The 13524-nt window shown below is 71.4% G+C and carries 10 protein-coding genes; 4 read left to right on the top strand and 6 right to left on the bottom strand.

Translation table 11 applies throughout. The features are described from left to right. Positions 1–12: 12 nt before the first annotated feature. Positions 13–1653, bottom strand: coding sequence for a DUF2339 domain-containing protein (locus tag SYV04_RS27980; RefSeq protein ID WP_321548986.1), 1641 nt, complete (start codon positions 1651–1653; stop codon positions 13–15). 185 nt (positions 1654–1838) lie between these two features. On the opposite strand from SYV04_RS27980, the gene SYV04_RS27975 reads away from it, so the two are divergent. The 3 genes from SYV04_RS27975 (at position 1839) to SYV04_RS27965 (ending at position 6083) form a co-directional block, all read left to right on the top strand. Further along, entirely contained in the window at positions 1839–3092 is a 1254-nt protein-coding gene (locus SYV04_RS27975; protein WP_321548985.1) for a Kelch repeat-containing protein, read from the top strand. A gap of 121 nt (positions 3093–3213) precedes the next feature. After that, complete coding sequence (locus SYV04_RS27970) at positions 3214–4602, top strand: M24 family metallopeptidase (RefSeq protein ID WP_321548984.1); 1389 nt, start codon at positions 3214–3216, stop codon at positions 4600–4602. A 110-nt stretch (positions 4603–4712) separates the two neighbouring features. Continuing rightward, a complete protein-coding gene (locus tag SYV04_RS27965) occupies positions 4713–6083 on the top strand; it encodes a hypothetical protein (protein WP_321548983.1) in 1371 nt (456 codons plus the stop codon). Here the strand turns inward: SYV04_RS27965 and SYV04_RS27960 are convergent. From SYV04_RS27960 to SYV04_RS27945, 4 genes are all read right to left on the bottom strand, one after another. Next, positions 6062–6472, bottom strand: coding sequence for a hypothetical protein (locus SYV04_RS27960; RefSeq protein ID WP_321548982.1), 411 nt, complete (start codon positions 6470–6472; stop codon positions 6062–6064). The genes SYV04_RS27965 and SYV04_RS27960 overlap by 22 nt on opposite strands. An 11-nt stretch (positions 6473–6483) precedes the next feature. Next, a complete protein-coding gene (locus SYV04_RS27955) occupies positions 6484–7653 on the bottom strand; it encodes a cytochrome-c peroxidase (protein WP_321548981.1) in 1170 nt (389 codons plus the stop codon). Between the two features lie 129 nt (positions 7654–7782). After that, entirely contained in the window at positions 7783–8205 is a 423-nt protein-coding gene (locus SYV04_RS27950) for a hypothetical protein (RefSeq protein ID WP_321548980.1), read from the bottom strand. A gap of 20 nt (positions 8206–8225) precedes the next feature. Continuing rightward, on the bottom strand, positions 8226–9959 hold the full coding sequence (locus SYV04_RS27945) for a S8 family serine peptidase (RefSeq protein WP_321548979.1): 1734 nt from the start codon (positions 9957–9959) through the stop codon (positions 8226–8228). A 366-nt stretch (positions 9960–10325) separates the two neighbouring features. Here SYV04_RS27945 and SYV04_RS27940 point away from each other — a divergent pair, with 366 nt between their 5' ends. Further along, complete coding sequence (locus tag SYV04_RS27940; RefSeq protein ID WP_321548978.1) at positions 10326–12746, top strand: serine/threonine protein kinase; 2421 nt, start codon at positions 10326–10328, stop codon at positions 12744–12746. 9 nt (positions 12747–12755) lie between these two features. Here SYV04_RS27940 and SYV04_RS27935 read toward each other — a convergent pair whose 3' ends face one another. After that, on the bottom strand, positions 12756–13436 hold the full coding sequence (locus SYV04_RS27935) for an RDD family protein (RefSeq protein WP_321548977.1): 681 nt from the start codon (positions 13434–13436) through the stop codon (positions 12756–12758). Positions 13437–13524 lie beyond the last annotated feature (88 nt).

The following is a 13524-nucleotide window of genomic DNA, read 5'->3' as shown; positions in this document are numbered from 1 at the left end:
CGGTGGGCCTCCTTATCCTTTGCGGTCCCGCAGCCGGGTGTACGTGTACGAGATGATCAGCAGGATGACGCCGAGGAGGATGAAGGTGATGACGCGTTGATCCGTGGGCAGTCGCGCCATGTCCACGATGAGCAGCCGACCGAGCGACAGGGCCAGCAGCAACAGGCCCACGTGCCGGTACCTGCGCTCTCGCACGGCGAAGCCCACGCCGAACATGGCGAAGGCGGCCACCACCCAGCCGAGTGTGGCGAGCCCCGCCGGCATCCACGCGGCCACGAGCCACACCAGGGAGAGCCCTGCCCCGCCCGCGCAGAGCAGGCGTACCAGGCCCTGGCGCTGGAGCACCTCGGGGGAGGGCATCCCGGGCAGAGGGACTTCCCCCGAGCGTTCGACGAGCAGGAAGCAGGCGAAGCCGAGCGCGAAGAGCAGCGAGTGCTCGGGCGTGAGGAACACGGCCCGAGCCAGCCCCGCGAAGAGGGTACCCACGCCCACCCAGCGCAGCATGGGCGAGGAGGCGCCTCGGGCCAGCAGCCCCATGAGGGCGCCGGTCACCAGCCAGGCCACGGCCAGCGCGCTTTCGCTGTAGCGGGTGGGCAGGGCCAGGGCGAGTGAGAGCGCGCCCAGACAGAGGTAGGCGTGGACGAGGAGGGCGGGAGCCTGCCGCCACCGGGCCACCGCGGCCGCGGCGCCATGGGCCAGCGCCGTCAATCCCAGGAAGGTGAAGAGGCGGGGTTCGGCGTGGCGGGAGAGTTCATTGCTCCCGAGCCACATCCACCCCACCCAGTTGAGGAGCGCGAACGCCAGGCAGGCCTTGGCCGACAGCTCGCGGGGATGGACCAGCAGCGCCACCGAGAAGAGCAGGAAGTAGAGGGTGAGGAAGCCCAGGCTGAGCAGGAGCCGGTCCGGGTCGGGGGCCTCGGGGGCCACACCGGTGCGCATCGCCCAGAAGATGTGCGTGGTGTAGACGGCGACGAGGCTCGACAGGGGGACGATGACCCAGCGGTTCTTCACCAGGAAGAAGAGCGCGCCGGCCGCCAGCATCGACGTGGACAGCAGGGTGAAGGCGGTGATGTCGCTGAGCATCCCCGTGTGCAGCCCGAGGAACAGGGCGATGCCGGCCACCGTCTCCGAGTGCATCCGCTGGGCGATGACGACGATGGCCACGACGAACGCCGCCAGCAGCACCAGCGCGAGCGCCTGGCTGTCGATGACGCGCACCGAGGGGATGAAGTGCAGCGCGTAGGTGACGAAGTAGGCCAGCGCCAGCCCACCGCCGAAGACGATGCGCCCGAAGAGCTGATGGCGCCGCGCCAGCCACAGCCCGAACGCGCCCAGGCCCGCGCTCAACAGGTAACCCAGCCCCACGCGCGCCAGCACGCCCAGTTGCCCGAAGCGCGAGGTGATGAGGTACGCGATGCCGGTGATCAGCGCGACGATGCCCACCCGGCTCAGCCAGTACGTGCCGAGGTGTGACTCCAGATCCGCGCGCGCCGGAGACGGGGCCTGTACCACCGGCTCCGAGGGCACGGGTGGGGGGGCCGCGACGGGCGGCTGCGTCTCCAGCCGCTGGAGCCGGGACTCGAGCGACGCGACGTGCGCCTCCAGTTGGCGCACCCGTTCGCGCAGTTCCTGATCCGCATCCTCGGCGCTCACATGCACCCCTGTCCTCGCGCGCGCCGGGGCTTCGGCTGACGCGTTCTGAACGTACCTTCCGGCGATGCTCCGAGGTGGTGCGATGTCGTCGTAACCCTCGGGAATCACTGAAGAGTCAACGAATCAGCATGTCAGACCGTCAGGTTACACGAACCCCCCTCGACGGAGCGCTTTCAGGCGGGTTTATGCATCGGTTTTCGAAGTCCTTCATCACGGCGATTCTGGTTACGGCGGTGTTCTCTTGCAGCTCCGGCCCCGCGACGGACGAGTCCGTCCCGGGCCAGGTGGGACAGGCGCTGTCCACGCCTCGGCGGTTGCTGCCTTTCGTGCAGTTGGTGGATGGGCGGGTGCTGGCGGCGGGAGGCCATGACGGCCTGCGCACGCTCTCTTCGTGTGAGCTGTTCGACCCGGCCACGGGTCAGTGGAGCGCCACGGGCGCGCTCAAGGTGGCGCGGCGCAACCACGCCGCCGTGGCGTTGGCGGACGGGCGGGTGCTGGTGGTGGGCGGTGCGCCTCAGCAGATCGTCGGCACGCTGGCGAGCGCGGAGCTCTTCGAGCCCTCCACGGGCGAGTGGACGGTGACGGCCTCCATGGCGGTGCCGCGCATCGATCCGACAGCGGTGGCGTTGGCGGACGGGCGGGTGCTGGTGGTGGGCGGCTCGGACGTGGATCGTCGCACGCTCCGCTCGGCCGAGCTGTTCGACCCGGCCACGGGCCGTTGGAGCGCGGCGGAGGCTCCGGGCTGGGGCCACACCGGCGCGCAGGCGGCGGCGGTGCTGGCGGACGGGCGGGTGCTCTTCGTGAGCGGCATGCAGTCGGAGCTGTTCGATCCGGCGACGGGCCACTGGACGAAGGCGGGGCCCGCGGGCGGCGCGGCGGGCACGCACCGCGCGAGCCACACGGTGACGCGGCTGGGGGATGGGCGGGTGCTCGTGGTGGGGGGCAACACCACGCGCGCGGCGGAGACGGCGGAGGTGTTCGAGCCGGCCACGGGCAGCTGGACGCTCGTGGCGGCACCGAGCACGCCGCGCGAGAGCCACGGGGCCATCCTCATCGAGGACGGGACGGTGCTGGTGGTGGGCGGCTACCACTTCGCCTCGGGGACGCTCACCTCGGCGGAGCGGTTCGATCCCGTCACGGGGACGTGGAGCCTGGTGACGTCGCTCCGGGTTCCGCGCCGTGGGGCGGGCGTGCTGCGGCTGCCGGGTGGCGAGGTGTTGGTGGCCGGCGGGTTCAACGACGCGGGGGGGACGCTGGGCAGCAGCGAGCGGTACCTGCCGGAGCACGGCTGTGTTCCGGTGACGTGCCAGGGGAAGGGCGAGGTGTGCGGCGTGGTGTCGGACGGGTGCGGTGGGTTGCTGGACTGTGGCCCGTGCGGCAAGGACGGCGGGGGAGACATGGATGCCTCCGTCTCCCTCCACACGCCCGTGAGCCCGTAAGCAGCTGACTGCGTCGAGGTGGAGAGGGGCGCTCGGAAGGTGGCGACACGCTGCCCTCCGAGCGCCCCTGGTGTTTTTCGGCCCACGCCCAACACTTCAGTCCGTGCCATGCTGCGCGGCCATGCGTACGCCTTCGCATGTCCTCCTCGCCTCGCTGCTGTTGTCCACCGCCTGCGCCACCACGGGCACGCGCCCACCGGAGCCCGAGCGCGTCGTCCCCGAGCGCCCCTTCGGCACGCTGCGCGCGCAGGCCGAGCGCCAGCAGGCGTGGCTGCGCGAGCGGCTGGACGTGGCCCTGCCCCAGCTCATGCGCCAGCACCGCGTGGAGATGTGGGTGGTGCCCATGCGCGAGTACAACGAGGACCCTGTCTTCCAGGCGCTCGTCTCCGCCACCACCTTCGCGGCGCGGCGGCGCACCATCTATGTCTTCCATGATCGCGGCCCCCAGCTGGGCGTGGTGCGCATCGCCCTGGGAGGCAGTCCCCAGGGAGGCCTCTATGAGGTGCGGCGCCCGCCGCGAAAGGTGGACGGGGGCGGCGTGGAGCGGGTGGGCGAGCCCTGGGGCCCGGAGCAGTGGCAGATGCTCAAGCAGCTTCTGGAGGAGCGTCAGCCCAGGTCCATCGCCATCAACGTGTCGCGCACCTTCGCCTTCGCCGACGGGCTGAGCCACGGCGAGTACGAGGGCATGACGGAAGCGCTGGGCCCGGAGTGGACCGCGCGCCTCAAGCCCTCGGGCGGGTTGCCGGTGGACCTGCTGGCGTGGCGCGGCGAGGACGAGGGGCGCTTCTTCGCCGAGGAGAACAAGCTCGCCTGGGACATCATCCAGACGGCGTTCTCCAACACCGTCATCACCCCCGGCACCACGCGCGTCAATGACGTGGAGTGGTGGATGCGCCAACGGCTGAGCGACCTGGGGCTGACGACATGGTTCCACCCCTCGGTGAGCGTGCAGCGGCAGGGCGCCACGGAGGAGCAGCTCGGCGAGGACCCCATCATCCAGCGCGGCGACGTGCTGCACTGCGACTTTGGTGTCACCGCACTGCGACTCAACACGGACACCCAGCACATGGGCTACGTGCTGCGCGAGGGCGAGAGCGATGCGCCCGAGGGGCTGAAGCAGGCGCTGGCGCGCTCCAACCGGCTGCAGGACCTGGTGCTGGAGGAGCTGCGCCCCGGTCGCACCGGCAACGAGGTGCTGCGCACGGTGCTCTCGCGGATGAAGCAGGAGGGCATCGACGGCACCGTCTACTCGCACCCGGTGGGCCTGCACGGCCACGGCGCGGGCGCCATGGTCGGGCTCTGGGACCGGCAGGAGGGCGTACCCGGCAACGGAGACCACACCGTGATTCCGAGCATGTGGTACTCGGTGGAACTCCAGGCCACCTCGCCGGTTCCCGAGTGGGGAGGGCAGAAGGTGCGCTCGGCGCAGGAGGAGGACGTCATCCTCGGCGTAGACGGCCGGGTGCGCTGGGCCTACCAGCGGCAGACCGCGTTCCACCTGGTGCGCTAAGGCGCACGGCAGCCCCGGGGGCAGCCGTCCAGCCGGGCCGCCTGGCGACACGACGCTTTACGTGACGTGGATCCAGCACTACCTTTCGGGTATGCTCCCGCACCACGTCCATGAGCGGTGCAGACCGAATCGACGAGACATGGAATGAGCAGGGCCTTGGGGCCTGCTCCACCGAGGTCCTCCTCGGCACCCTGCGCCACCATGGCGTCACCCTCGACGAGGAGCGCCTCGCGAGAGCGGCGGGTGTCGCGGAGGCACTGGCCCTCGCCGCCTCCTGGATGAGGGATTGGAAGGGGCCGGGCCTCTCCGCCGCCATCCTGCCCGTGGCGGTGCTCGAGCTCTGGCGTCGGCTCACGGCGACCCGGCCCCGGGAGGGCGTGGGCGCCACCGGGCTGCCCCGCGCCTTCCACGAGTGCTTCATGTTCGCGCCCCTCGACACGCGGCTGGCGCTGGCGCGAGAGGTGGCCGCCGATCCCCGCTTCGAGGCGGAGGATGCGCTGGCGCTGGGCCGGGGCCTCCGAGGCGTGCTGCGCGACGCGGGCCGGGGCGCCGAGTTCGAGGGGGTGCTGGCCTCCTGGGAGGCCCGGGTCCCCCAGGTGTACCGCGCCGAGCCCGCGCTGCTCGGCTGGCGCGTGGAGTGCGCCCTGGAGCGCCCCGGCGCGGATGTCCACGGCGCGTTGATGGGGCTCGCGGCTTGGAGGGGGCACCTGGTGCCCCTGCTGAAGCTCGCCGAGTGGTGCCTCTACCGCGGCCATGTCCACGCGGCCCTCGCGGGTCTCACGGCCGCATGGCCCGGGGTGCGCGACAGCACCCGGCTGTTCGGCTGGGACGTGGAGGACTTCGCCCAACGCGCCGTGTTCACCACGCTGGATGCCGTGCTCTCCCGCGAGCCCGCGCCCGGGGAGCCCGGGCTGCTGGAGCGGCTGGCGCCCTTCGGCCCGCTGGCGGCCGGGTGGCTGGACCGCGCCCTGGCCTACCGCGCCGGCGAGTGGAGCTGGCAGGGCACCCTCGAACTCTGGCCTCAGCTCACCCCGGAGCAGTTCCTCTTCGAGCAGCAGGCGCTGGTGATGGCCTTCGAGCGCCAGCTGCGCGCCCACCACGGCTGGCCCCTGGGGCGTACCCAGCTGCTCCACCCGTGGATGCTGGTGCTGCTGCCCGACATGCCGCGCAAGGCCCGCGAGGTGGAGAAGGTGGCCCGTGAGCCCTCCACCCTGCTGCTGCCTCCGGAGTGGGTGCTGCACGAGTGGGCGCGCCCCAACTCCGACAGCCGCTACCGCCACCCCCATGCCGAGGCCGCCGTCGCCGCGGCCCTGCTGCCCTGGGGGCACTTCCTGCGCCAGCTCGGCCTGCTCAACGAGCGCGTCCACGCCCTGTGGCGCATCCGAGTGACGCGCGCGCTCGCGAAGCTACCCGAGCAGTTCTCCTTCGCGGATGACCCGGCCCTCGCCTCGGAGGTGCGTCAGTCACTCCGCGGCGGGTGAGCGCGCAGCTGGGCCACCAGCGCTCGCGCCTCCTCCTCCGAGTCCGCGTAGCGGATCTCCCGCGTCCACCGGTGGTTGAAGTAGAGCGCCACCACCAGCGTCTTGATGAGGGCCTTCTGCAGGAAGCCCGCGCCCACGTAGATGATGGCCCGGAACCACTGAGGCTTCATCTCCCGGGCGAGCAGGTTGCCCACCTCGGAGTCGAGCATCGCGCCGCGCACGTCGACGACGCCGATGAGCGGCCGTTGGGAGCCCTGCTCCCGGAGGACCTCCAGGACGCGATGGGCCTCTTCCAGGGTGGTGGTGCTGTGGCACTTCATCCACAGCACGTTCGGGGGCTCGAGGCGGAGGTACTGGAGGCCGAACCTCCACTCCCGTGGCTCCGCCATGCCCGTTCCGGCTACAGCGCGCCCGTCATCGACTCGAGCAGCTTGACCAGCGACGCCTTCTCCTCGTCCGTCAGGCCCAGCTCCTGGATGGTCACCGTCTTCGTGCCCACGAAGGTGCCCACCGGGTCGCCGCCCTTGTCATAGAACTCGACGACGTCCGCCAGCGTGGCCAGCTCGCCGGTGTGCATGTACGGCCCCGTCAGCGCGATGTTGCGCAGCGTGGGCGTCTTGTAAGCGCCCTCGAACTCGAAGCGCTTGTTCACCAGGTCCGAGCGCACCGCCTCCAGCCGCAGCGCGTCCGCCCCGTCCCGCCGGTCGCTGTACGGGCCCGCCGCGTTGAACGTCCAGTCCAGCATCTTCTGCGTCGCGTCCACCTGACCGGGCGCCCCGGCGCTGGCGTCCTTCACGCCGATGTTGTGGAAGAGGTTGTCGGCCATCGTCACGCCCTTGTGGCAGACGATGCACTGGCCCTTGCGGAAGTACGTCTTCAATCCGAGGTACGCCGGATCATCCTTCTCGGTGCCGGCATCCACCGCGGCGATGAAGCGCTTCACGTCCTCGTCGAAGGGCGCCGCCGTGCGGTTCGTTGTCCGCTCGTAGGCCTGGAGGAGCTTGCCCACGTTGGCCAGCAGCTCGTCATCCCCCGTGGCGTCCGGGCTCTTGTTGAACAGCTCCTGGTACTCGCCCGCGTATGACGCCACCGCGTTGAGCCGCGCCCGGACGACGGTCGCGTTGGAGTCCATCTCGATGGGGCTCGTCAGCGGCAGGATGGCCTGGTTCCACAGCCGGTCGGCGCGCCCGTCCCACATGAACCAGCGGTTGTAGTCCGCGTTCAGCGTGGTGGGCGGGTTGCGGCCCGTGCGGTTGCCGTTGCACCCCAGCGCCGTGGGCTCCTTCACCGTCTTGCCCTCGCCGTCGTGGCAGCTCTTGCAGGACACCGTGCCGCAGCTCGACAGGCCCGGGTCGTCGAAGAGCCGGTGTCCCAGCGAGGCGGCCCGCACATCATCCGCCAGCCGGTTCGTCGTATCCGCCGGCGGCTTGCGCGTCATGGTGTGCAGCTCGTTCAGCCGCGTCAGCTCGTCGAAGTTGGGGAAGGGCTCTTCGGACTCACACGCACTGAGCGCCAGTCCCAGCGTGGCCAGGGTGATCAGTCGGGCACTTCGCCGGCTCGAGTTCTTCACGGCACAGGCTCCTTGGCGGGACAAAGGGGGCTCCAGCGCCGCCTTCCCGGTAGCGACACCTTGCCGTGCTCCGGGGTACCGAATCAATCCACCCGAAGCCCGAGTCGGCAGGCAGGCAGGCAGGCGCCGCTAGTCACACACCGCGCGAAAGTCGCGCGTGGCCGTCTCGTAGTCGCGCAGCTTCACCGCGCGGGGCGCGGGGGTGAGCTGGGGTGCCTCTCCGTCCCCGCACCGCCAGGTCGTGCCCGGGCTCACCTCGAGGTGCAGCTCGGCGTTACTGGGCAGGTTGGACACCACGTACAGGCACCTGCCTCGGCTCTGCTTCACCATGAGGCTACCCAGCGCGTTCTCGGGCTCGCTGACGTGCGACACCCGCGCCGTGACACCCGCGCAGGAGGTGGCCTCCTTGCGCACCTCGCCTCCCGCGGGGGGCACCACCACCCCGGTGAGGGTGGCGTTGCCCTCGCGCTCCAACCGGGCGGCGCCCAGGAGCGAGGCACAGCCGGTGGTGGCCAGGAGCAGCGCGGCGGTGGTGAGGCGAGAGAAGCGCATGCGCCGGCTCTTTACCCGCCTTACGGCATGGCTTCGAGGGCTTGCAGCGCCGCCGTGGCCTGGACCAGGCCATGGCCGTGCTCCGGGTCCCACCCCTCGGGCCCCAAGTCCCTCGCGGTGGACACCAGCAGCTGGCGCACCTGGGCCGGCGTGAGCGAGGGTCGGGCGCTCCACAGCAGCGCCGCCACGCCCGTCACGTGCGGAGTCGCCATGGAGGTGCCCGAGAACGCCGCGTAGTCCGAGGCATGGAGCTGCACGTCGACGGGCGTGCCCGGCACCTTGCGCATCGCCACGGCCGAGCTGTGGCTCACCAGCGCCGAGGGCACCCAGTGCCCCCGCCGGCCGATGGACAGCTCCACCAGCGCGCTCTGGCGGGGCAGGTCGCCGAAGATGACGGCGCGCGCGCCCTGCTTCATCGCATTGGCGATCTGCACCTGCAGGGGCACCCGCTCGCTGCGCTCCACGTAGGCGACGAAGCCGTCACAGGTGGCCTGCGGGCAGGAGCCCAGCGTGCTGGCCTCCCCACAGTCCACCAGCTTGCCGGAGTGGGTGCCCGCGGGCGCCAGGTACACCGCGCGTGACTCGTGGCGCTCCTCCCCCAGGGACACCTGGGAGATGGTGCCCTGGCCGTGGATGATGGTGGAGAGCACGTCCACCCCCGGCGCCATCAGCGCCAGGTTCTCTCCATAAGAGGAGAAGGCGGCGCGCTGGGCCTCCATGTTCACCGCGCCCACCGCCAGCACTCCGGGGTAGGCGGCCGGGTACGCCATGGGCTCGCCGCTGTTTCCCGCCGCGGCGATGATGAGCATCCTCTCGGCGGCGGCCGCGAAGGCCTCGCGCTGCAGCGGGTGGTCCGAGGCGCCTCCCAGCGACATCGAAGCGATGTGCGCCCCCCGGCCCGAGCACCACTCGAGCGCGGCGATGACATCGCTCATCCACGCCACGCCATCGGTGTCCAGCACGCGGGCGATGAGCAGCTGGGCGCCGGGCGACACCCCCACCACGCCGTTGCGATCATGGTTCGGGCTGACGTTGGCCCCGCCCGAGGCGAGCTGCGCGGCGATGGTGCCCGCCACGTGCGTGCCGTGGCCCTCGCCCCACATGTCCCCGTACTGGTCCCAGGGCGTCTCGTCCTGCTCCACGAAGTCCCAGCCGTCGAGGTAGGCCTGCTTCAGCTCCGACTGGTCTGGATCAATCCCGCTGTCGATGACGCACACCCGGACGCCCTCGCCGGTGGGCGCGCCCACATCCAGGGTGCCGTCCTGATCGCGGTCCCACACCTGGGGCGCCTGCACCAGGCGCAGGCCCGGGGTGTACTCGCCCGTGCTGCCGCTCTGCACCGGCGCGTGGAGCAGCGCCAGCGTGGGCGGACGGGGAAGGCTCAGCGCGTGCAGCGGAAGGTCCGGCTCGATGGCCACCACCTCGGGGTGCTGCTCCAGCAGGGCGCGCTCCTCGGCGCTCAGGCGCGCCGACAGCGCGGGCGTGCGCCGCAGCACCGTGCGCACCTGGCCTCCCACGCTCGTCACGGTCTGCGGGTTGGACTGCGCGGCCTCGCGGTAGCGCACCAGGTAGCGCTGGCGCCCGTCGTCACTCTGCCGGGGCTCGGAGCTGTTCAGCGCCTGGGTGGAAGTCGAGATGGACTCCACTCCCGCGATGACGCCGGGGCACACCTGGTACTGGCTGCTGGTGTCGGGCGCCTCTTCCGGAGCGCATGCCGCGAGGACCAAAAGTCCGAGGAATCCCCAGCGCTTCATAAGCATGTTCTCCAGAGGTGGGCCTCGGGCCGGGAGCAGGGACAGGGGGGCTGCCGACGCGAGGGTGGATGGCCCACAGAGAGTGCATCGCATTCAGCTCTGACAATGGTGTGCGGACTTCAGGCTTAACCGGAGGTGCTCCTGTTCACAGCCAGTATGTTGGCCGGAGGAAGTGAAGAACAGGCACCCCGCGAGCGGTGTGGGCGCGGGGCGCTGGCGCACACTCAGCCACGCTGGAGGTCGCCTGCCTGCTGACTTCAAGCCCACGAGACTTTTTCTTTTTTCCCGGGTTCGGTGTCCAATCCGGAGGACACTCCGGGGTGGCTTGCTCCTACCTTGGCCCCCGTGGTGCGCTGTGGAAAAGCGATGACGACAGAAACCCCAGAATCGCCGCGCAGCCTCGGGCGCTATGAGCTGGTCCACCTGCTGGGCCAGGGCGGTATGGGCGAGGTGTATCTCGCCAAGATTTCGGGCGCGGCGGGCTTCGAGAAGCCGTGCATCGTGAAGACGATTCTTCCGACGCTCATGAAGGATCGGCAGTTCCTCGATCGCTTCCACCACGAGGCCAAGGTGCTGGTGCATCTGGTGCATTCGTCGATCGCCCAGGTGTACGACATGGGCGAGGCCCACGGCACCTACTTCATGGCGCTGGAGTACGTGGCCGGCGTGGACGTGGCGTACCTGGCGGAGCAGGCGCGCCAGCAGGGCCAGACCATCCCCGTGCCGGTGGCGCTCTACCTGGGCCAGCGCATCGCCGAGGGGCTGGGCTATGCCCACCGCAAGGCGGGCTCCGACGGCACGCCGCTGGGCATCGTCCACCGAGACGTGTCCCCGCACAACGTCATGGTGTCCTACGAGGGCGAGGTGAAGGTCATCGACTTCGGCCTCGCCAAATCCGCCGCGCGCAGCAAGTACACGCTGCCCGCCACGGTGATGGGCAAGCTGGGCTACATGTCGCCGGAGCAGGCCCGCGCCGAGCCGCTGGACCACCGCAGCGACATCTATTCGTGTGGCGTGGTGGTGTGGGAGCTGCTCGCGGGCCAGCCGCTCGTGCCCCACGGCACCGTGGGGGAGATGATGGCCGCCATGGCCAACCCCTCCGTGCCCGCGCTCTCCGCGCTGCGGCCGGATGTGGACCCGGCGCTCGACGCGGTGGTGCGCCGCGCGCTGGCGCCCCACCCGCAGGACCGCTACGCCCGCGCCGACGAGTTCGCCCGCGCCCTCAATGAGCAGCTCTTGCGCGCCAGCGCCTCGCTGGGCGCCGAGGAGGTGGGCAACTACGTCAGGGCGCTGTGTCCCGAGGCCTTCTCCGCGCAGCGCCAGCTCATCTCCCGCATCTCCGGCGTGCGCCGTCCGCCTTCCACGCCGCCGGGGACGGGGGTGATGGCGACGGGCGTCTCTCCGCTGCCGCCCGGCATGGCGGCGATGACGGGGCTGGAGGCCACCTCGGTGCGCCCGCTGGAGGAGATGCAGGCGCAGGGCATGTCCGCCACGCCGCGGCCCCTGGTCTCCCCGGTGCCGGGGGCTCTGGTGCCCGCCGCCGTGCCCTCCGTGCCCGCGTCGGGCTCCGACGCCGTGGCCGTCGCGGCCTCGAACGCGAACGATGTGCGCCGCTGGAAGCTGCTGGCGCTCGGGCTGGGCGCGCTCCTGTTGGTGGGGGCCTCCGTCGGCGGCACCGTGTACTTCCTGCGCGGCGTGGAGGCTTCGCATCCTTCCGTGGTGGTGCTCAACGAAGCCGGGCACCCGCTGCCATCTTCCGAGCGCGGGCGCCCACCCCCTGCGCGCATGGGGCCTGACGGAAGACCCCACCATCCGCGGCTGGGGCCGGACGGGCGACCTCTGCCGCCGCCGCATCTGGGGCCTGACGGGCGACCCCTGCCGCCGCATCTGGGGGAGCCGATGCCTCCTCCACACGGAGAGGCGCCACAGGGGGAACCTCCGGAAGGAGCGGCTCGGTGGGAGCAGCAGGGACACCCTCCGCCTTCCATGGGTTCAGAGAAGCAGCCCGGGGGCGAGCCGTCGTCGGAGACGATTCCCGCCGCGGGCGCCGAGGGCTCCGCGTCCACGGTCCCCGCCGTCGCGGCAGTGGGCTCGGCGGTGGCCGCTCCGGCCGTGGCGACCCAGGCGCCCGCGAAGGCGCGCCCCGAGCGTCCCCAGCCCCATGCGGCGCCAGAGGATTCGACTCAGTGGATTCAGGTGACGAGCCACGCGTTGCCCCTGCGCCATGTGGAGAAGCTCCGGTACCGCGTGCCGGGGGGTTATGCCGCGGGGCTTCGAGAGGGCATGCGGGTTCCCGTGGTGGGCGAGGGGAGGCCCGGCCGGCATCCGCTGCTCGGGTTCGCGACGGTGCGGCGGGCCGAGCACACGGCGGCGGTGGTCATCCTCGATCCGAACATTCGCGGCGCCAGCGGGGCGCGCTTCGTGGTGCCACCCACGGCGGCGCCTCCCGAGGCGGTGGCGGCTCCCCAGGCGCCGGCGGCCCCGGAGCCGCCCGCCGCTCCCGTACCGCCCAGGACCCTGACGGGAGGCGTCAAGCGCTCGAGCTTCATGCGACTGGGCGTCGACAAGGGGCTCGTCATCCAGAACTCGGATGGCCAGGCCTGGCGGGACTGCAAGGCCACGCTCTCGGGCAAACGTCGGCTGGAGATCCAGCTCGTGCGCAGGAGCAAGAGCGTGACGGTCGGCTTGGGCGACTTCAAGCACCACGTGGGAGCGCCCGAGCTCGACGAGGACAAGCTCCTCCTCGAGTGCGAGCAGGGCACCGCCCTGTTCGACATCCCGCGCTAGGGTGTTTGCTCAGCGTGCCAGCCGCGCGCTGACCTCGGGGCACTCGGTGACGAGCGCCTGGGCCTGGGGGTCCTCTCCCCGGGCCTCGCTCTCCAGCAGGGACAGCGAGCGGCGACACATCCACGTATCCTTGTGCGTGCGGTAGCCGTGGCAGCACTTCCAGCCGGTGAGCTTGGTGTCGAGGAAGTGGAAGGCCTCGAAGCGGGTGGGCGTGGCGATGAACCACGCGGCGAGCGCGAGCGCGGCCACCCAGGGCAGCTGCACGGCCAGCCCTCGCAGCCGGGCTCGGATCGTGTCGCCCGTCCGCTCTCCGTGGACTCGCAGCAGCCGATCCAGGGGACGCGAGGGCAACAGCGGCGCCATCAGCACGTCCGGCAGCGCGGTGAAGGCACGCAGCAGGGCGCGCGGCAGGCCGGGGGCGTGCCCCTCCTGGGACACGAGGCGCACGTCGAATAGCCGTCGCCCCAGCGTCCACCCGCGCACCCCGCCCACCAGCGACAGCACCACCCAGGCGCCGACGAGGACGGCGATCAGGCTGACGCGGGACTGCTCCACGTTCAGGGCGCGCGCGGCGCCCCAGCCCAACAGCCCGGCCGTGCCCAGGTCCACCAGGTCCGCCGCCCATAGCCGCAGGCGGTACCGGGTGTGCATCGGTGAGAACTCTGATCCGAACAGCGCCCCTTCGCTCATCCCTCAGCCACTCCTCGCCCGGCAGCATAGACGGTTCTCGCCGGGGGTGCCGGGTGGGAGTTGTGAGCCGGCGCGAAGCCGTGACACC

It is taken from the genome of Hyalangium ruber (assembly GCF_034259325.1).
Classification (GTDB): Bacteria; Myxococcota; Myxococcia; order Myxococcales; family Myxococcaceae; genus Hyalangium_A; species Hyalangium_A rubrum.
Note: the sequence above shows the minus strand (reverse complement) of the source record. Positions and strands in the feature narration are given on the sequence as shown.

Coding starts and splice junctions, on each gene's coding strand:
- SYV04_RS27975 (WP_321548985.1), top strand. CDS start 1,839: ATGCATCGGTTTTCGAAGTCCTTCATCACGGCGATTCTGGTTACGGCG.
- SYV04_RS27970 (WP_321548984.1), top strand. CDS start 3,214: ATGCGTACGCCTTCGCATGTCCTCCTCGCCTCGCTGCTGTTGTCCACC.
- SYV04_RS27965 (WP_321548983.1), top strand. CDS start 4,713: ATGAGCGGTGCAGACCGAATCGACGAGACATGGAATGAGCAGGGCCTT.
- SYV04_RS27960 (WP_321548982.1), bottom strand. CDS start 6,472: ATGGCGGAGCCACGGGAGTGGAGGTTCGGCCTCCAGTACCTCCGCCTC.
- SYV04_RS27950 (WP_321548980.1), bottom strand. CDS start 8,205: ATGCGCTTCTCTCGCCTCACCACCGCCGCGCTGCTCCTGGCCACCACC.
- SYV04_RS27945 (WP_321548979.1), bottom strand. CDS start 9,959: ATGAAGCGCTGGGGATTCCTCGGACTTTTGGTCCTCGCGGCATGCGCT.
- SYV04_RS27940 (WP_321548978.1), top strand. CDS start 10,326: ATGACGACAGAAACCCCAGAATCGCCGCGCAGCCTCGGGCGCTATGAG.
- SYV04_RS27935 (WP_321548977.1), bottom strand. CDS start 13,436: ATGAGCGAAGGGGCGCTGTTCGGATCAGAGTTCTCACCGATGCACACC.